General features: G+C 73.3%; 16 protein-coding genes. 8 read left to right on the top strand and 8 right to left on the bottom strand.

Translation table 11 applies throughout. The annotated features are described in order from the left end of the window. Window position 1: 1 nt before the first annotated feature. Window positions 2–1,123, bottom strand: a complete 1,122-nt coding sequence (locus ACTHAM_RS03890; RefSeq protein WP_440684524.1) for an NADH:flavin oxidoreductase/NADH oxidase — start codon at window positions 1,121–1,123, stop codon at window positions 2–4. A 127-nt stretch (window positions 1,124–1,250) separates the two neighbouring features. Between ACTHAM_RS03890 and ACTHAM_RS03885 the strand changes: the two genes are divergently transcribed. From ACTHAM_RS03885 to ilvD, 4 genes are all read left to right on the top strand, one after another. Further along, window positions 1,251–2,111 (top strand): formate/nitrite transporter family protein, encoded by an 861-nt coding sequence (locus tag ACTHAM_RS03885; RefSeq protein ID WP_440684522.1) that lies wholly within the window; start codon window positions 1,251–1,253, stop codon window positions 2,109–2,111. A gap of 55 nt (window positions 2,112–2,166) precedes the next feature. Beyond that, window positions 2,167–3,003 carry a hypothetical protein gene (locus tag ACTHAM_RS03880; RefSeq protein WP_440684520.1) on the top strand — a complete coding sequence of 279 codons (837 nt, stop codon included), beginning with the start codon at window positions 2,167–2,169 and terminating at the stop codon, window positions 3,001–3,003. Between the two features lie 94 nt (window positions 3,004–3,097). Then, on the top strand, window positions 3,098–5,098 hold the full coding sequence (gene acs, locus ACTHAM_RS03875) for an acetate--CoA ligase (RefSeq protein ID WP_440684518.1): 2,001 nt from the start codon (window positions 3,098–3,100) through the stop codon (window positions 5,096–5,098). A gap of 64 nt (window positions 5,099–5,162) precedes the next feature. After that, window positions 5,163–7,016 (top strand): dihydroxy-acid dehydratase, encoded by a 1,854-nt coding sequence (ilvD, locus tag ACTHAM_RS03870; RefSeq protein WP_440684516.1) that lies wholly within the window; start codon window positions 5,163–5,165, stop codon window positions 7,014–7,016. Between the two features lie 58 nt (window positions 7,017–7,074). Here ilvD and ACTHAM_RS03865 read toward each other — a convergent pair whose 3' ends face one another. The 4 genes from ACTHAM_RS03865 to ACTHAM_RS03850 form a co-directional block, all read right to left on the bottom strand. Continuing rightward, complete coding sequence (locus tag ACTHAM_RS03865; RefSeq protein ID WP_440684514.1) at window positions 7,075–7,467, bottom strand: fluoride efflux transporter FluC; 393 nt, start codon at window positions 7,465–7,467, stop codon at window positions 7,075–7,077. After that, window positions 7,464–7,946, bottom strand: coding sequence for a fluoride efflux transporter FluC (locus tag ACTHAM_RS03860; protein WP_440684512.1), 483 nt, complete (start codon window positions 7,944–7,946; stop codon window positions 7,464–7,466). The genes ACTHAM_RS03865 and ACTHAM_RS03860 overlap by 4 nt, the downstream gene beginning before the upstream one ends. A 64-nt stretch (window positions 7,947–8,010) precedes the next feature. Then, the gene (locus ACTHAM_RS03855) at window positions 8,011–8,553 is read right to left on the bottom strand and encodes a universal stress protein (RefSeq protein WP_440684510.1); all 543 of its coding nucleotides are present in this window, start codon (window positions 8,551–8,553) and stop codon (window positions 8,011–8,013) included. A 67-nt stretch (window positions 8,554–8,620) separates the two neighbouring features. Further along, window positions 8,621–9,016: a hypothetical protein gene (locus ACTHAM_RS03850; protein ID WP_440684508.1), complete on the bottom strand. Its 396-nt coding sequence runs from the start codon at window positions 9,014–9,016 to the stop codon at window positions 8,621–8,623. A gap of 273 nt (window positions 9,017–9,289) precedes the next feature. On the opposite strand from ACTHAM_RS03850, the gene ACTHAM_RS03845 reads away from it, so the two are divergent. Then, window positions 9,290–10,702: a cellulase family glycosylhydrolase gene (locus ACTHAM_RS03845; RefSeq protein ID WP_440684506.1), complete on the top strand. Its 1,413-nt coding sequence runs from the start codon at window positions 9,290–9,292 to the stop codon at window positions 10,700–10,702. Between the two features lie 7 nt (window positions 10,703–10,709). Here the strand turns inward: ACTHAM_RS03845 and ACTHAM_RS03840 are convergent, their stop codons facing one another. After that, window positions 10,710–11,996, bottom strand: coding sequence for an NAD(P)-binding domain-containing protein (locus ACTHAM_RS03840; RefSeq protein ID WP_440684504.1), 1,287 nt, complete (start codon window positions 11,994–11,996; stop codon window positions 10,710–10,712). 166 nt (window positions 11,997–12,162) lie between these two features. Here ACTHAM_RS03840 and mshD point away from each other — a divergent pair, with 166 nt between their 5' ends. The 3 genes from mshD to ACTHAM_RS03825 are packed head-to-tail and all read left to right on the top strand — an operon-like array spanning window position 12,163 to window position 16,384. Further along, window positions 12,163–13,164 (top strand): mycothiol synthase, encoded by a 1,002-nt coding sequence (mshD, locus tag ACTHAM_RS03835; protein ID WP_440684502.1) that lies wholly within the window; start codon window positions 12,163–12,165, stop codon window positions 13,162–13,164. Then, window positions 13,161–15,410 carry an RNA degradosome polyphosphate kinase gene (locus tag ACTHAM_RS03830; protein ID WP_440684500.1) on the top strand — a complete coding sequence of 750 codons (2,250 nt, stop codon included), beginning with the start codon at window positions 13,161–13,163 and terminating at the stop codon, window positions 15,408–15,410. The genes mshD and ACTHAM_RS03830 overlap by 4 nt, the downstream gene beginning before the upstream one ends. Next, the gene (locus tag ACTHAM_RS03825) at window positions 15,407–16,384 is read left to right on the top strand and encodes an NUDIX hydrolase (RefSeq protein WP_440684498.1); all 978 of its coding nucleotides are present in this window, start codon (window positions 15,407–15,409) and stop codon (window positions 16,382–16,384) included. The genes ACTHAM_RS03830 and ACTHAM_RS03825 overlap by 4 nt, the downstream gene beginning before the upstream one ends. Before the next feature lie 105 nt (window positions 16,385–16,489). Here the strand turns inward: ACTHAM_RS03825 and ACTHAM_RS03820 are convergent, their stop codons facing one another. Together ACTHAM_RS03820 and ACTHAM_RS03815 are read right to left on the bottom strand one after the other, a co-directional pair. Continuing rightward, window positions 16,490–17,494, bottom strand: coding sequence for an anion permease (locus ACTHAM_RS03820; protein ID WP_440684496.1), 1,005 nt, complete (start codon window positions 17,492–17,494; stop codon window positions 16,490–16,492). A gap of 5 nt (window positions 17,495–17,499) precedes the next feature. After that, entirely contained in the window at window positions 17,500–18,120 is a 621-nt protein-coding gene (locus ACTHAM_RS03815; RefSeq protein ID WP_440684494.1) for a DUF47 domain-containing protein, read from the bottom strand. Window positions 18,121–18,139: the final 19 nt, after the last annotated feature.

Below are 18,139 nucleotides of genomic sequence, written 5' to 3'. Positions count from 1 at the left end.
GTCAGCGCCAGGCGCCCCGCACGTGCTGCGGCTGCCAGCCGGTGACGCCCTGCACGCCCGGCGCGGCGCTGCCGGCGGCCACGGGCAGCGCGCTCGTGGGTACGCCGAGCTCGTGCGCGGCACGCAGCGGCCAGAACGGGTCGCGCAGCGCGGCCCGACCGAGGAGCACCACGTCGGCGGCGCCGTCGACGAGCGTCTGCTCGGCCTGGCGGGCGTCGGTGATGAGGCCGACCGCCCCGACGGGCAGCCCGGAGGTCTCGCGCACGGATCGGGCGGCGGGCACCTGGTAGCCGGGGCCGACGGGGATCGGCGCGGGGGCGTTGCCGCCGGAGGACACGTCGACCAGGTCCACACCGTGCCCGGCCAGCTCCTTGGCGACCTGGCCCACCTCGTCGACGGTGAGCCCGCCGTCGGTCCAGTCCGTCGCCGAGAACCGCACCAGCAGCGCCAGCTCGTCGGGCCACACGGCCCGCACGGCGTCGACCGTCTCGACGAGCAGGCGAGCCCGGTTCTCCAACGAGCCGCCGTACTCGTCGTCGCGCTGGTTGGACAACGGCGAGAGGAACTGGTGCAGCAGGTACCCGTGGGCGGCGTGCACCTCGACGACGTCGAACCCGGCGGCCAGCGCCCGGCGGGCGGCGTCGGCGAACGCGCGCGGGATCGCGGCGATGCCGGCCTGGTCGAGCGCCATCGGGGTGGCGTACCCGGGGAACGCGATCGCGGACGGGCCGACGGTGACCCACCCCCCGTCCTCGAGCGGGACGGATCCTTCGCCCGACGCCCCGAACGGGGGCTGCGTGGACGCCTTGCGGCCCGCGTGCGCCAGCTGCACACCGATCCGGGTGCCGCGCGCGTGCACGAAGTCGGTGATCCGGCGCCACGAGGCGATGTGGGCGTCGTCCCACAGGCCGGTGTCGCGCGGGCTGATCCGCCCCTCGGGGACCACCGCGGTGGCCTCGGCGAGCAGGAGGCCGTAGCCGCCGGAGGCCAGGGCGCCCAGGTGGACCAGGTGCCAGTCGTCGGGGTGGCCGTCGGTGGCGGAGTACTGGCACATCGGGGCGAGCCAGGCGCGGTTCGCGAACGTGGTGCCGCGCAGGGTGATCGGGGAGAACAGGTGGGTCATGCCTGCGGGCAACCCCGCACGGGCCCGGATGATTCCACCCGGGCGGTCGACGCCCCGCGCAGGACCGCCGTGAGAAATCGGCCCAACGTCCCACGGGTGCCGCCGACGGGTGCGCGACCCTGGACGGGTGCTGAGCATCCCCGAGGCCGTCGACCACCAGGTGCACACCGCCGTCGACAAGGTCGACCTGGCCCGTGACCCTGGCCTGTTCCTCGTCCGCACCATGCTGGCCGGTGCGTACATCGGCATCGGCGTCATCATCATGGTGACGGCCGGCGGGCCGCTGAAGATGGCGGGCTCCCCGTGGGCTCCGCTGGTGCAGGGCCTGGTGTTCGGCGTGGCACTGACCATCGTGGTGATCGCCGGCGCCGAGCTGGCGACCTCCTCGATGATGTACCTCACGCAGGGCGCGCTGCGCCGCAGCATCACGTGGGGCCGCGCCGCCGTGGTGCTTCTGGCCACGATGGTCGGCAACCTGCTCGGGGCGATGGTCTTCGCCGCGCTCGTGCACTTCTCGGGGGTCACCGCCCCGGGCACCGACCCGGGTGACTCGATCGCCTGGATGCTCGAGCACAAGGCCGCCGAGACGAACGCCCAGCTGTTCTTCCGCGGCGTGCTGTGCAACCTGATGGTGTGCCTGGCCATCTGGTGCTCGAACCGGCTGCGCAGCGAGGGCGCGCGCATCACGGCGATCTTCGCGTGCGTCATGGTCTTCATCACCTCCGGGTTCGAGCACGTCGTGGCGAACATGACGACGTTCTCCCTGGGGCTGTACGGCGACCTGCCGGGTGCGACGGTCGGTGAGATGGCCCGCAACATCGCCCTCGTCGGCCTGGGCAACCTGGTCGGCGGCGGGCTGCTGGTCGGCGCCGCGTACGCGTACCGCGGCCGTTCGGGCGCGGTGCTGGCCGCCGCGTCCGCCGCGCACGGAACGTCCGCGGCCCCCGAGGAGACGGCTCACCCGGCGCTGGAGCCCGTCGCGCAATAGCGTGGATCGGGACGGTGACGTGCGTCGACGTCACCGCGCGACCCGAGGAGCACGGATGAGCACCTCCGACGCACCCCGCCCGGAGCCGATCGGAGCCACCGGCCCGAAGGCCCCGCCGGTGGCCGCCGAGCCGGACACGTCGACACCCCCGGTGCCCCCGGTCCCCCCGGTGCCCCCGGCGAGCGAGAAGCCGGCGAGCGAGAAGCCGACAGTCGAGCAGCCGGCCGACACGACGCCGGCGGAGGAGAAGCCGGCGGAGAAGGTCGCGCCGACGCCCCCACGCACGCCCGCGGCGGCCACGGCACGCACGTCGGAGCCGTCGTCCGAGCTGTTCCCCGCGGCCGGTGCGCCGTTCACCACGTCGTTCGGCACGCACGCGCTCGGTGCGGTGCTGGGCCTGCTGCTCGCGCCGATCGGCATGGCGGTGGTCCTCCTCGGCCAGTCCCGGATCCTCGTCGCGCAGGCGGACGGGTGGGACGCGACCACCGAGCTGGCCGGCATCGTGCTGGTGACGATCGGCCTGGTGCTGCTGGGCGCGGTGCTGCTGCTGGCCCTGTGGACGCCGGCCCTGCCGATCGCCGGTGGCGCTGCGTTGACGGTGGCCGGCGGGGTGTTCCTGTTCACCCCGTGGCTGGCGCGTGAGCGCACCCTGGTGGTCCTGCCCTCGGAGCACTGGTACGTGACGATCACGCAGGTGGTGGTTGCCGGGACGTCGGGGACCTTGCTGGTGGCCGGGTTCCTGCTGCTGCTCGGCGGGCTCGTGGCGGTGATGGCGCGTCGGCAGGGCGTCCACCTGGGTGTCTTCCGTGAGCGGCACCACCCGGGCCGGGCGACCCTGCCACCGCCGAAGGGCGCGCCGCAGCGCCCTGAACCGGTGCCGCCGACCCCCTGAGCGCCGGACGCGGCACCGTGCCCGGCGCCGCACCTCGGGTCTACAGTCAGGACGAAAGTCCTGCTCGCACCACCGTCGTTGCGAAGGAGCACCCGTGACCCAGACCCCTGCTGCCCCGCACCCGGGCACCGGCGCCACCCTGGACAACCTCTCGACCGAGGACCGCCGGTTCCCACCCGACGCGGAGCTCGCCGCGCACGCGAACGTCGGCTCCGACGTGTACGCGTGGGCCGCGGCCGACCGGCCGGACTTCTGGGCCGACCAGGCCCGCGAGCTGATCAGCTGGTCCACGCCGTTCCACGAGGTCCTCGACTGGTCCGACGCGCCGTTCGTGCGCTGGTTCGGCGACGGTCGGCTCAACGCCGCGTACAACGCGGTCGACCGGCACGTGGAAGCCGGGCGCGGCGACCGGGTCGCCCTGCACTTCGAGGGTGAGCCCGGCGACACCCGCACGCTCACCTACGCGGACCTGCAGCGCGAGGTGTCGAAGGCCGCCAACGCGATGGCCGCCCTGGGGGTCGGCTCCGGCGACCGGGTCGCGATCTACCTGCCGATGATCCCCGAGGCCGTCATCGCCATGCTGGCGTGCGCACGCCTGGGCGCACCCCACTCGGTCGTGTTCGGCGGGTTCTCCGCCGAGGCCCTGCACTCGCGCATCGTGGACGCGGCCGCCACGCTCGTGGTCACCGCCGACGGCGGGTACCGCAAGGGCTCCCCGAACGCCCTCAAGCCCGCGGTCGACGAGGCCCTGGCCAAGGGCGCCCCGAGTGTCGAGCACGTGCTCGTGGTGCGCCGCACCGGGCAGGCCGTCGACTGGACTGCCGGGCGCGACGTGTGGTGGTCCGACGTGGTCGACACCGCGTCCGACCAGCACGAGCCCGTGCAGGTCGAGGCCGAGCACCCGCTGTTCATCCTGTACACCTCGGGCACCACCGGGCGCCCCAAGGGGATCCTGCACACCACGGGCGGGTTCCTCACGCAGGCCGCGTTCACGCACCGGGCGGTGTTCGACCTCAAGCCCGAGACCGACGTCTACTGGTGCACGGCCGACATCGGCTGGGTCACCGGGCACACGTACGTCGTGTACGGGCCGCTGGTGAACGGCGCCACGCAGGTCATCTACGAGGGCACCCCCGACACCCCGCACCGCGGGCGCTGGTGGGAGATCGTGCAGAAGTACGGCGTGACGATCCTGTACACCGCCCCCACGGCCATCCGCACGTGCATGAAGTGGGGTGACGACATCCCCGCCTCGTTCGACCTGTCGAGCCTGCGCGTGCTCGGCTCGGTCGGCGAACCCATCAACCCCGAGGCGTGGGTCTGGTACCGGCGGACCATCGGCGCCGACCGTGCCCCGATCGTCGACACGTGGTGGCAGACCGAGACGGGCGCGATCATGATCAGCCCGCTGCCGGGCGTCACGACCACCAAGCCGGGGTCGGCGCAGGTGCCTCTGCCGGGCATCGCCGCGGACGTCATCGACGACGAGGCCCGCTCCGTGCCGCCCGGCGCCGGCGGGTACCTGGTGATCCGCGAACCGTGGCCGTCGATGCTGCGCGGCATCTGGGGCGACCGCGAGCGCTACAAGGACACCTACTGGTCGCGGTTCCCCGGCCTGTACTTCGCCGGCGACGGCGCCAAGCGGGACGCCGACGGGGACATCTGGCTGCTGGGCCGCGTGGACGACGTGATGAACGTGTCCGGTCACCGGCTCTCGACCACGGAGATCGAGTCGGCGCTGGTCTCGCACCCGTCGGTGGCCGAGGCGGCCGTGGTGGGCGCCAGCGACGACATGACGGGCCAGGCGGTCGTCGCGTTCGTGATCCTGCGCGCCGAGGCCGTCGCGCAGGGGCGACCCGTCGAGGAGGTCCAGGAGGAGCTGCGGGCGCACGTCGCCGTCGAGATCGGCCCCATCGCCAAGCCTCGGCAGGTGCTGGTGGTGCCCGAGCTGCCCAAGACACGGTCGGGCAAGATCATGCGACGCCTGCTGCGTGACGTGGCCGAGCACCGCACGGTCGGCGACGCCACGACCCTGGCCGACTCCTCGGTGATGGACCTCATCGCCGCGGGGCTGTCCGCGCCGCCCCGCACCTGACCCGCGCCTGACCGTCCTGCGGTCACTGGCGTCACCGGCCCCGTCGGGGTGCTGAGATGGGCCCATGCCTCAGCTGCGATCCCGGACCGTCACCCACGGCAGGAACATGGCCGGAGCCCGCGCACTCCTGCGCGCCTCCGGCGTGGCCCGTGAGGACATCGGCAAGCCGATCATCGCCGTCGCCAACTCGTTCACCGAGTTCGTCCCCGGCCACACGCACCTGCAGCCCGTCGGCCGCATCGTCTCCGAGGCGATCCACGCCGCCGGCGCGGTGGCGCGCGAGTTCAACACGATCGCCGTGGACGACGGCATCGCGATGGGCCACGAGGGCATGCTCTACTCGCTGCCCTCGCGCGACCTGATCGCCGACTCCGTCGAGTACATGGTCCAGGCGCACCGCGCCGACGCGCTCATCTGCATCTCGAACTGCGACAAGATCACGCCGGGCATGCTCATGGCGGCGTTCCGGCTGAACATCCCCACGGTGTTCGTCTCGGGCGGGCCCATGGAGGGCGGCTCGACGGTCCTCACCGACGGGTCGAGCCGCACCCGGCTGAACCTGGTCACGGCCATCTCCGACGCGGTCGCCGACGAGGTCTCCGACGCCGACATCGACCTCATCGAGGAGGCCGCGTGCCCCACCTGCGGGTCGTGCTCGGGCATGTTCACCGCCAACTCGATGAACTGCCTGACCGAGGCCCTCGGCCTGGCCCTGCCGGGCAACGGCTCGACGCTGGCCACGCACACCGCCCGCCGCGCCCTGTACGAGCAGGCCGGCCGCACGGTCGTCGACATCACGCGCCGCTACTACGAGCAGGACGACGCGTCCGTGCTGCCGCGTGCGATCGCCACCCGTGAGGCGTTCGACAACGCCATGTCGCTCGACATCGCCATGGGCGGTTCGACGAACACGATCCTGCACCTGCTCGCCGCCGCCCACGAGGCCGAGCTGGACTACGACCTGACGCACATCGAGGCGCGCTCGCGGGCCGTCCCGTGCGTGTGCAAGGTCGCCCCCAACGGCACGTACCTCATGGAGGACGTGCACCGGGCCGGTGGCATCCCGGCGATCCTCGGCGAGCTCGACCGGGCCGGTCTGCTGCACCGCGACGTGCACTCGGTGCACTCCCCCTCGCTGGAGGCGTGGCTGAAGGACTGGGACGTGCGCGGCGGCTCACCGTCGGACGAGGCCGTCGAGCTGTTCCACGCCGCCCCGGGCCGCAAGCGCTCGGCGTCGGCGTTCTCGCAGTCGGCCCGCTGGGAGACGCTGGACCTGGACGCCGAGGGCGGCTGCATCCGCGACGTCGCGCACGCCTACACGGTCGACGGCGGCCTGGCGGTGCTGCGCGGCAACCTGTCGGTGGACGGGGCCATCGTCAAGACCGCCGGCGTGGACGAGTCGATCTTCCGGTTCTCCGGCCCGGCGCTGGTCACCGAGTCCCAGGACGAGGCCGTCGAGGCGATCCTGTCCAAGCGGGTCAAGGCCGGCGACGTCGTCGTGATCCGCTACGAGGGTCCCCGCGGCGGTCCGGGCATGCAGGAGATGCTCTACCCGACCTCGTACCTCAAGGGACTCGGCCTGGGTGCGGCATGCGCGCTGGTCACCGACGGCCGGTTCTCCGGTGGCACGTCGGGCCTGTCCATCGGGCACGTGTCCCCCGAGGCGGCCGCCGGTGGGCTCATCGCCCTGGTCGAGGACGGCGACACCATCGAGATCGACATCCCCTCGCGCAGCATCCGCCTGGCGGTGCCGGACGAGGTGCTCGCCGCCCGACGCGCAGCCCTCGAGGCCGGCGGCGGGTACCGGCCGCGCTCGCGCGAGCGAGTCGTCTCGACGGCCCTGCGGGCCTACGCCGCGATGGCCCTGTCGGCCGACAAGGGTGCGGTGCGTGACGTGAGCGTGCTCGAGGGCCGCTGACCCGACCGGCCTCGACGGCCCCCGGCGCACACCCGTGCCGCCGGGGGCCGTCGACGTCTCAGCGCGCGGTGAGCCACACGAGGCCGACCCCGGCGGACGCCGCCGTGACGCACAGCGCGAGCGTGCCCAGCGCGTTGCCCACCGCGATGCCCCGCTCGCCGGCCTGCACCAGACGGACCGTCTCGACCATGGCCGTGGAGAACGTCGTGTACCCGCCGCAGAAGCCCGTGGCGAGCGCCGTGAACCATACCGAGCCGAACCCGTGGAACAGGTGCGCGCCGTTGAGCAGGCCGAGCAGCAGCGACCCGGTGACGTTGATGGTGACGGTGGCCAGCGGGAACACCCGCGCCCAGCGCCCACGGATCGACCCGTCGACGACGAACCGGGTCGCGGCGCCGAGCCCGCCGAAGAGCATCACGAGCGGCACGGTCAACGCGGTCAGCCCGGTCACTGCGATCCCTCCAGGGCGCGCCCCGAGCCGGCCGAGTCGTCCGAGCGGGCCCGTCGGGCAAGACGCCGCTCGTGCAGCCGGGCGCCGAGCAGCACACCGGCCAGCGCGGTGAGGAAGCCCAGCACCACGCTCGCCAGCGCGTAGGCCAGCGCGGTCCCGACGTGCCCGGCAGCGCCGAGCCGTTCGACCTCGATCGCCAACGTGCTGAACGTGGTGAACCCACCCAGCACACCCGTGCCCAGGGTCAGGCGCAGCCGACGGATGCCCGAGGACTCCGGGCCGCGCCGCACGAGCGACTCGAGCAGCAGACCCAGGAGGAACGCCCCGAGCAGGTTCTCGACGAACGTGGCCGTCGGCCACCCGCCGTCGGCCACCGGGGCCGCGGAGGTGAGCGCGTACCGGGCGCCCGTGCCCACTGCACCGCCGAGGCCGACGAGCAGGATCAGCGAGGGCGTCAGGTGTGCCGCACGGGTCGTCAAAGGGGTCTCCTGGGGTTCCCCGGGAGCATACCGAGCACCCGTCGTCGCCCCGATCGGGGGCACCTCAGCCGAGCAGCGGCGTCTTCCAGTCGACGACATGCAGCGGCACGACCATGACCGGCCGGTGCTGGTGGTGCGTCAGCCGCACGGCCACCGAGCCTTCGATGGCTTCCCGGACGCGCGCCCCCGCCCCTGGCGAACGAGTGCCCACCACGAAGCCGGCCGCGTCGACCGCGCGCGCCAGATGCGTCAGCGCCCGGTCCGCCCGACCGGCCAGGTACCGGAACGTCCACGGCACCCCGCAGTCCGCGAGCACCTCGGCGAGCGACTGCTCGATCAGCTCCTGCCGACGCAACCAGCCGTCGTCGGCGCCGTCGGGGTCGATCGCCTCGTGCTGGACCGACCCGTCCTCGTGCTCCGCACGGGTGTACCGCGACCCGTCGACGAACGCACAGCACAGCTCGGACGCACCCGCCGCGCGGGCCCACTCGGCGGCCGTCAGCGCCACCAGCGCCGGCTGACCGGGGACGACCCCGACCACCAGCGGGTGACCGGCCACGGGGACCATGCGGGACGGGCCGGGCTGCGGGACCTCGGGGGTGGGCATGGGTGCGACCTCTCGTTCGACCCGATGCTAGAGCGGCCGTCCCACCCCCGCGACGGGCCGCCGGCTGCTACCCCGCGGCCAACCCGAACCGCGCGCGGGCGTCGGCCTGCGTGCACGGGTCGAAGTCGAGCTGTTCCAACGGCACGCCGCGCGCGAGCCCGTGCATGACGACCGGCTCCCATGTCAGGGCGTCCGGCGTCACGTCGAACACCGCGTCGGCGAAGACGACCACCAGCCGCCCCTCGTCGAACAGGTGCGCGTACCAGCACTCCTGCGCGGCGGGGACCATCGCGGCGCGCAGCTGCGCGACCCCGTCGGCCAGCGACGCCTCGTCGATGCCGACGAGCAGCAGCCGCCACCCACCCAGCGGCAGCGTGGCCAGCACCTCGAACAGGGGCGGCACGGTGCGGTCCACGAGGGACTGCTCGACCACGACACCCCAGAGCTCACCCTGCCCGGCCATCAGCCCTCCGCCCGACGTCCCCGCCCGATCCGACCCTCGGCATCGTACACATGTTCGATTCCCGGCGGGCCTGAACCCGCAGGTCGCGGGCGGGTGGCGGGCACGACGGCGGCACGAAGCGTTTCAGCCGGTGGAGCGCCCGCCACCCGGCTGGTTGTCTGGCGCCCGGCACCCGTCCGCCGCGGCCATCGAGCCGGCGGACGGGAGCCAACCACCCCGGCGCCCGCGACCGTTCCTGGTCCCGGCCGCCCGCGACCAGGAACGAGGACGTCCATGAGATCTCGAGCCCTGCCGACCGGTTCGGCGACCGGTGCGCTGGCCGGTGCACTGCTGACCGCCGCACTGGTCGCCCTCGGCACCGTGAGCGCCGTGTCGCTGACCCCGACGACGGCGCAGGCTGCCGAACCCGTCGGCCTGCACATCGAGGACGCGCGGCTGGTCGAGCGCGACGGCACCCCGTTCGTGGCCCGCGGCATCAACCACGCGCACACCTGGTACACCTCGCGCACCGCGACCGCGATCCCCGACATCAAGGCCGCCGGCGCCAACGCCGTCCGCGTGGTCCTGTCCGGCGGCGACCGGTGGACGCGCAACGACGCCGCCGACGTGGCCGACGTGATCGCCCGGTGCAAGGCCGCGAAGCTCATCTGCATGCTGGAGGACCACGACACCACGGGCTACGGCGAGCAGTCCGGTGCGGTGACCCTGGACAAGGCCGCCGACTACTTCGTGTCCCTGAAGTCGGTGCTGGTCGGCCAGGAGGACTACGTCCAGCTGAACATCGGCAACGAGCCGTACGGCAACACGACCTCGGTGAACGCCGGGTGGGCGGCCGACACCTCGGCCGCGGTCGTGAAGCTGCGGGCGGCGGGGCTGCAGCACAACATCGTCGTCGACGCGCCCTCGTGGGGTCAGGACTGGGCGGGCATCATGCGCGACCAGGCCACGACCGTCGCAGCGGCCGACCCGCAGCACAACGTGCTGTTCTCGGTGCACATGTACGGCGTGTACGCGCAGGCCTCGACGATCAACGCCTACTTCGACGCGTTCGCGGCGCAGGGTCTGCCGTTGGTGGTCGGCGAGTTCGGCAACACGCACTCCGACGGTGACGTCGACGAGGACACGATCCTGGCGCAGGCGCAGGCCCGCGGCATCGGCTGGTACGGCTGGTCGTGGTCCGGCAACGGCGGCGGCGTGGAGTACCTGGACCTGGCCACCGGGTGGGACCCGGCGAACCTGTCCACGTGGGGTCGGCGCCTGGTCGACGGCCCGAACGGGCTGCGGGCCACGTCCGTCCCGGCCACGATCTTCGGGACCGCACCGACGCCGACACCCACCCCGACCACGCCCCCCACACCCACACCCACCCCGACGCCCACGCCCACGGCCGGCACGGGGACCTGCACCGCGACCTACGCCACGGTCGGCACGTGGCAGGGCGGGTTCCAGGGCTCGGTGACCGTGACCGCGGGCACCGCGGCGATCCCGCGCTGGTCCACCAGCCTCACGCTGCCGGCCGGCACCACCGTGCAGGGCTGGTCGGGCACGTACAGCCAGGCGGGCTCGACCCTGACGGTGTCGAACGCCGCGTGGAATGGTCTGCTGGCCGCCGGGGCGAGCACCACGTACGGGTTCGTCGGCACGGGGACTGCCCCGGTAGCCGGCACCGCCGTGGCGTGCGCGTGAGCGGGCGCTACAGCGACAGCAGCCGTCGCAGGTTGCGCACGGCCTCGCGTCCGCCGCGGTTCGCGCCGATCGTCGAGGCGCTCGGCCCGTAGCCGACGAGCTGCAGCCGGGGGTCCGCGACCACCTGTGTGCCGTCCATCGTGATCCCGCCACCGGGGCCACGCAGGTGCAGCGGCGCCAGGTGGTCGAGGGCCGCCCGGAATCCCGTGCACCACAGCACCGTGCGCGCCTCGACGAACGCAGGGCCGTCGACCCACCCGTGCGGGTCGGCGGCCCCCGGCGCACCCCCTGATGGCACCGGGACGGCCGCCGTGTCCCACTGCGCACCGTCCGGGACGAGCCGGTCGAACATCGGCCGGGCCCGCAGCACGCCGGAGTCGATCCCCGCCCGGTAGGCGTCGGTCAGCGGCAGACCCGTCACCCCGACGACACTCTCGGGCGGCAGCCCCGCGCGGGTGCGGGCGTCGACCAGCGCGACGGCCTCGCGTCCCCGCTCGGGCGTGATCTCGTCCTCGTCGCGCCAGGCCGGCGGCCGGCGGGTGACCCAGGTCGTGGTGGTCACCCGGGCCAGGGCCAGCAGCAGCTGCACGGCCGACGTGCCCCCACCGACCACGATCACGTGCCCGTCGGCGAGGTCCTCGGGCCGCCGGTAGTCGTGCGTGTGCAGCTGGCGCCCCCGGAAGCTCGACTGCCCCGGGTACACCGGCCAGAACGGCTTCTGCCACGTGCCGGAGGCGTTGACCAGGCCACGCGTGCGCCACACGACCCGGGCGTCCGGCGCCAGCACGCTGCGGGTGTGCACCCGCAGCCGCCCGCCCTGCGCGACCACGGTTCCCGGCTCGTCCTCGACCCGTTCGACACGGACCGGGCGCTGCACGTGCAGACCGAACTGCTCCTCGTACTCGGCGAAGTAGTACGGCACCGCCTCGGCGGCGGGCTGCGCGCTGTCCGGCACCACGAGCGCCTTGCCGGGCAGCTCGTGCACGGCGTGCGCGTCGGCCATCGTCAGACCGGGCCACCGGTGCTGCCACGCGCCACCCGGCCGCGCCGCGTCGTCGAGCACGACGAACGTGCCCGGCGCCTGCTCCCAGCCGTCGGCGCCGACCGGCACCAACCCGATGCGCCGCAGGTGGTACGCCGCCGACAGCCCGGCCTGCCCGGCACCCACGACGACCACGTCGACGTCGACCGTGCGGGGACCGGACTCCTGAGCCCGACGGCGGGCCCTCCGACCGGCCGGCGCCGCCGTCTCCTGGGGGGCACTCGCGTCGGGGGTGCGCACGAAGGAGTCCATGACCGGACCAACGTACCTGCTGCCCCGCCGTCACGGACCCCCTGCGGCCGTCCGTCACACGACCACCACACGGGGACCACCCGACTGCCGCAGCACTCAGGCACGTGACGCCCGCCGAGGGGGCCGCCGCCACGCCCCAACCGGCCGACCGTGGTGGGATGACCCCATGACCAGCACCGGGACACCGCAGGACGACACCGCGCCCAGCAGCGTGCCCGGCATCGTGCGCAGCCCTGCGCCGCTCGATCCCGCCCAGGCCGCCCAGGTGCGGGCGCTCGCGCGGCGGGCCCACACCGCCGACGGTGTCGCCCCGCTGTCCGAGCAGCCGCTGCTGCGGCTCGGCGACCCGGACGCACCCGTCGAGCACCTGCTGGTCCCGGCCGCCGACGGTCACCTGCTCGGCTACGCGCAGCTGGACCTGGACGCCGCGGAGCAGGCCAAGGTCGAGCTCGTCGTCGACCCCGACGCCCGCCGGCAGGGGCTGGCCACGGCGTTGGTCGCCGCCGCGGTCGCCCGCGCCCGCGCCGAGGGCGCCTCGCAGGTGGCGGTGTGGGCGCACGGCGACCTGCCCGCCGCACGGGCCAGCGCGCACCGGTCGGGGCTCGCGGTCGTGCGCGAGCTGTGGCAGATGCGGCTGGAGCTGCCCGGCCGCCCCGTGCCGGCCGACGACCACCTGCCCGCCGGCGTCACCGTCCGCGCGTTCGTCCCCGGCCAGGACGAGGACGCGTGGCGGCGCGTCAACTCGCGGGCGTTCGCCCAGCACCCCGAGCAGGGGCGGATGACCGCGTCCGACCTGCGCGCCCGCCAGAGGGAACCCTGGTTCGACCCGGCAGGGTTCCTGCTGGCCGAACGCGACGGCCAGCTCCTCGGGTTCGTGTGGACCAAGGTGCACGCCGCCGGTCAGCTGGGCCCGGACGAGGTCGGCGAGATCTACGTGCTCGGCGTCGACCCGGACGCGCAGGGGCTCGGCCTGGGGGGCGCGCTGACCCGCCGAGGGCTGGCCTGGCTGTCCGCCCGGGGGCTGCGCAGCGTCGTGCTGTACACCGAGGCCGCCAACGCCGTGGCCGTGCGCACGTACGAGCGGGTCGGGTTCGCACGGTCCGCCGTGGACGTGATGTACGCGCTCGACACCCATCGTTCATCCAGCGGTGCCACGATGGTCCGATGACGGACGCAACCGCCATCGACGCCTCGCTCGCCGCGCACATCGCCGAGCACCTCGAGCTGCCCGAGCCCCCGGGGACCGGCTCGCTGCCCGAGGTGGTGCACGAACCCCTGCCCGACGACCGGTTCCTCGACCGGGAGCTGTCCTGGCTGGCGTTCAACCAACGGGTGCTCGAGCTCGCCGAGGACCCGACGTTGCCGCTGCTGGAGCGCGTGCGGTTCCTGGCGATCTTCGCCTCGAACCTCGACGAGTTCTTCATGGTGCGGGTCGCCGGCCTCAAACGGCGCATCGCCACCGGCCTGGCCGTCACGGCCGCCTCCGGCCTGTCGCCGCGCCAGGTGCTCGAGGGCATCGGCGAGGCCGCGCACGTGCTCATGGAGCGGCACGCGAAGGTGTTCGCCGAGCAGGTGCAGCCCGCGCTGGCCGCCGAGGGCATCACGCTCGTGCACTGGGCCGACCTGGGCGAGTCCGAGCAGGACCGGCTGCGCAAGTTCTTCCGCCGGCACATCTTCCCGGTGCTGACGCCGCTCGCGGTCGACCCGGCGCACCCGTTCCCGTACATCTCGGGTCTGTCGCTCAACCTGGCGGTCGTGGTCGTCAACCCGGCCACCGGCAAGGAGCACTTCGCACGCGTGAAGGTGCCGCCGCTGCTGCCCCGGTTCATCGCCGTGGACGCCGCCGGCCGCCCCAGCGCCCCCGACCAGAAAGCCGGGTCGGTCGAGCGCGGGCCCATGTCGTTCGTGCCCGTCGAGGACGTCATCTCCGAGCACCTCGACCAGCTGTTCCCCGGGATGGACGTCCTCGAGCACCACACGTTCCGGGTGACCCGCAACGAGGACGTCGAGGTCGAGGAGGACGACGCCGAGAACCTCCTCCAGGCCATGGAGAAGGAGCTGCTGCGCCGCCGCTTCGGTCCGCCCGTGCGCCTGGAGGTCGCCGACACGATCAGCACGCGCGTGCGCGAGCTGCTGGTGCGCGAGCTGGGCATGGCCGAGAACGAGGTGTACTCGCTGCCGGCGCCGCTGGACCACACCGGCCTGAACGTGATCGCCGACCTGGACCGGGCCGACCTGCAGTTCCCCGTGTTCGTGCCCACCACGCACCGTCAGCTCGCCGAGGTGGAGAGCGCGACGGCGACCAACGTGTTCGCGGCGATCCGTGAGCGCGACATCCTGCTGCACCACCCGTACGACTCGTTCTCCACGTCGGTGCAGACGTTCCTGCAGCAGGCCGCGGCCGACCCGCAGGTGCTGGCGATCAAGCAGACGCTGTACCGCACGTCGGGCGACTCCCCGATCGTGGATGCCCTGATCGACGCCGCCGAGGCCGGCAAGCAGGTGCTGGCGCTCGTCGAGATCAAGGCGCGGTTCGACGAGCAGAACAACATCTCGTGGGCCCGCAAGCTCGAGCAGGCCGGCGTGCACGTGGTGTACGGCATCGTCGGGCTGAAGACGCACTGCAAGCTGCTGCTGGTGGTGCGGCAGGAGGCCGACGGCCTGCGCCGCTACTGCCACATCGGCACCGGCAACTACAACCCGAAGACGGCCCGCCTGTACACCGACGTGGGCCTGCTGACCGCCGACCCGGAGGTCGGCCAGGACCTGACCCGCCTGTTCAACCAGCTGTCGGGCTACGCACCCAAGTCGCGGTTCCACCGCCTGCTCGTGGCCCCCCGTTCGGTGCGGGCGGGGCTGATCGAACGGATCGACCGCGAGGCCGAGGCCGCCCGCGCGGGGCTGCCCGCGTGGATCAAGATCAAGGTCAACTCGATGGTGGACGAGGCCACGATCGACGCGTTGTACCGGGCCTCGCAGGCCGGGGTGCCGATCGACCTGGTGGTCCGCGGCATCTGCGCGCTGCGCCCGGGTGTGCCGGGTCTGTCCGAGACGATCCGCGTGCGCTCGATCCTGGGCCGGTTCCTGGAGCACGCGCGCATCTTCGCGTTCGCGCACAGCTCGCCGGCACCGGACTCCACGTTCGAGGGCCCCGAGGTCTACATCGGCTCGGCGGACCTCATGCACCGCAACCTGGACCGCCGGGTCGAGGCGCTGGTGCGCGTGGCCGACCCCGACCAGGTGACCGAGCTGCTGGACCTGGTGGACGAGTCGATGGACGCCGGGACGGCCTCGTGGCACCTCGACCAGTCCGGGACGTGGGAGCGCCGCAGCGAGGTCGACGGCACCCCGTTGACGGACATGCAGGCCACCCTCATCGCACGGCAGAGGCGACGGAGGGGCACAGCACGGTGAGCAGCAGCACGGAACCGGCCGTCGTCGAGGCGGCCGGTGCCCTGGTGTGGCGTGTGCGCCTCGGCCGCCTGCAGGTGGCGCTGGTGCACCGCCCCCGGTACCGCGACTGGTCGTGGCCGAAGGGCAAGCTCGACCCGGGCGAGTCGGCGGTGGGCGCCGCGATCCGCGAGGTCGCCGAGGAGACGGGCCATGAGGTGGTGCTCGGCATGCCGCTGCCGGGCCTGCTGTACCCGATCTCCGACGGCCGCACCAAGCGGGTGCACTACTGGGCGGCGCAGGTCGCCGGCCGCCGCGACGCCGCCGCGTTGCGCGCCCGACCGCCCGTGCCGCGCGCGTCCCGCGCCGAGATCGACCAGGTGCGCTGGTGGGACGTGGACACCGCCGCCGAGCGGCTGACCAACAAGGCCGACCGGGCCCCGCTGGATGCGCTCGTGCACGCCTACGACAAGGGTCGGCTCGACACCCGCACGCTCGTCATCGCACGGCACGGCTCCGCGCAGCGGCGCTCCACCTGGCCCGGCAGCGAGCTGGACCGTCCGCTCACGCGCGACGGCGAACGCCAGGCGACGGCCCTGGTCCCGGTGCTGTCGGCGTTCGGCGTGAGCCGGTTGGCCACCAGCGAGTGGGCGCGGTGCCGCTCCACGATCACGCCGTACTCGATCGCGACGGCCACCACGCCGCAGGTGCTGGGCATGCTGACCGAGGCCGAGCACGAACGCTCCCCGGCCAGGGTGGCCGCAGCGGTGCTCGACCTGCTGCAGACGTCCGCGGACTCGGTGCTGTGCACGCACCGCCCGGTGCTGCCCACCGTGGTGGACGTGCTGGCGCAGCACGCCCGGCGCGCCGTGGCCGACCAGCTGCCGGCACACGACCCGTTCCTGCACCCCGGGCAGGTCCTCGTGGCGCACGTCGCGCACACGGCGAAGGGCCCTCGGGTGGTGGCGGCGGAGACGCACCGCCCGCCCGCCGACTGAGCGAGGACCGGACGGGGTCCCGGTGCCCGCCGGGTGAACGACGACGCCGGACCGCCCCGAGGGGAGGTCCGGCGTCGTGGTCGGCTGCGCGTGCGGCGCGGGCCGTCAGAGCAGGATCGGGCTGAGGACCCAGTAGACGACCGCGGCGACGGTCGCCGCGGCGGGGATGGTCAGGACCCAGGCCACGCCGATGTTCTTCGCGACGCCCCAGCGCACGGCCGACAGCCGCTTGGTCGCGCCGACGCCCATGATCGCCGAGGTGATCGTGTGCGTGGTGGACACGGGCGCGTGCAGCACGAACGCGTTGACGTAGAGCACCACGGCGGACACCGACTCGGCGACGAACCCGCGGGCGGGGTCGAGCTCGATGATGCGGCGACCGAGCGTGCGCATGATGCGCCACCCGCCGGAGTACGTGCCCAGCGAGATGGCGGTGGCGGCGGCGAGCTTGACCCAGATCGGGATGCCGCCGTCGGTGCTCGCCCAGCCGACCGTGAGGAGGGCCATGTAGATGACACCCATGGTCTTCTGCGCGTCCTGCAGACCGTGCCCGAGGGCCATGGCCGCGGCGGACGCGGTCTGCGCCAGGCGGAACCGGCGCGTGGCACGGGTCGGCGAGGCCGACCGGAAGATCCACAGCACGCCGACCATGACGAGGAACGCCAGCCCGAACCCGACCACCGGCGAGATGATCATCGGCAGGACGACCTTGTCGACGATCGCCGAGCCGTAGATCGCCAGGCCACCGGCCAGGCCTGCGCCGACCAGTCCGCCGATGAGGGCGTGCGTGGACGACGAGGGCAGACCGAACCACCAGGTGATGAGGTTCCACACGATCGCGCCGACCAGCGCGCACAGCACGACGATCAGCGCCTGGTGCGGCGAGGCGTCCTGCAGGTCGACGATCGACTTGGCGATGGTCTCGGCCACCTCGGTGCCCAGCAGCGCGCCGGCGAAGTTCATGACCGCCGCCATGATGAGCGCCGCCCGGGGGGTCAGCGCGCGCGTCGAGACCGAGGTCGCGATCGCGTTGGCGGCGTCATGGAATCCGTTGGTGTAGTCGAACCCGAGGGCGAGCGCGACGACGACGACGACAAGCGCGAGTTCCACCGCGCTCAGGACTCCTTGAGCGCGATGGTCTCGACCGTGTTCGCGACCTTCTCGAACGCGTCGGCCGCGTCCTCGAGCTTCTCCACGATCTCCTTGAGCTTCATCAGGAGGATCGGGTCGGCGACGTCGTCGAACAGCTGCGCGAGCAGCTTGCGGTGGGACTTGTCGGCCTGGTTCTCCAGGCGGTTGACCTCGACCCAGTACTCCGAGAGCGAGTCCATGGAGCGCAGCCGCGGCATGGCCTCGGCGGTCAGCTCGGCGGCACGCTGCAGCACCTGGACCTGGTCGGACACGCGGGCCGGCAGCTCTTCGACCTTGTACAGGACGATGAGGTCGGCGGCCTCCTCCATGAAGTCCATGCAGTCGTCGAGGCTCGAGGCCAGGTCGTAGATGTCGTCACGGTCGAACGGTGTGACGAACGTCGAGTTCAGCCGACGCATGATCTGGTGCGTCGCGTCGTCGGCCGCGTGCTCGGCGTCGGCCATCCGCTTGCCGAGCTCCTTGCGGGTCGGGCGGTCGGCCCCGAGCATCTCGCCGAGCAGGTTCGCTCCGGTGACGAGGTGCTGCGCAGAGGCGGCGAAGAGATCGAAGAACGTGGTGTCGCGCGGAGTGAGGCGCAGTCGCACGGGGGGCTCCCATGAGGGG

It is taken from the genome of Cellulomonas soli, from assembly GCF_052036975.1.
In the GTDB taxonomy this organism is placed as follows: Bacteria; Actinomycetota; Actinomycetes; order Actinomycetales; family Cellulomonadaceae; genus Cellulomonas; species Cellulomonas soli_A.
The sequence above is the reverse complement of the archived record's forward strand: the minus strand, read 5'-3'. Positions and strand labels throughout refer to the sequence as shown.

Excerpts from the sequence above, each read along its gene's own strand:
- ACTHAM_RS03890 (WP_440684524.1), bottom strand. The coding sequence starts at position 1,123 with ATGACCCACCTGTTCTCCCCGATCACCCTGCGCGGCACCACGTTCGCG.
- ACTHAM_RS03880 (WP_440684520.1), top strand. The coding sequence starts at position 2,167 with ATGAGCACCTCCGACGCACCCCGCCCGGAGCCGATCGGAGCCACCGGC.
- ilvD (WP_440684516.1), top strand. The coding sequence starts at position 5,163 with ATGCCTCAGCTGCGATCCCGGACCGTCACCCACGGCAGGAACATGGCC.
- ACTHAM_RS03855 (WP_440684510.1), bottom strand. The coding sequence starts at position 8,553 with ATGCCCACCCCCGAGGTCCCGCAGCCCGGCCCGTCCCGCATGGTCCCC.
- ACTHAM_RS03850 (WP_440684508.1), bottom strand. The coding sequence starts at position 9,016 with ATGGCCGGGCAGGGTGAGCTCTGGGGTGTCGTGGTCGAGCAGTCCCTC.
- ACTHAM_RS03845 (WP_440684506.1), top strand. The coding sequence starts at position 9,290 with ATGAGATCTCGAGCCCTGCCGACCGGTTCGGCGACCGGTGCGCTGGCC.
- ACTHAM_RS03840 (WP_440684504.1), bottom strand. The coding sequence starts at position 11,996 with ATGGACTCCTTCGTGCGCACCCCCGACGCGAGTGCCCCCCAGGAGACG.
- mshD (WP_440684502.1), top strand. The coding sequence starts at position 12,163 with ATGACCAGCACCGGGACACCGCAGGACGACACCGCGCCCAGCAGCGTG.
- ACTHAM_RS03830 (WP_440684500.1), top strand. The coding sequence starts at position 13,161 with ATGACGGACGCAACCGCCATCGACGCCTCGCTCGCCGCGCACATCGCC.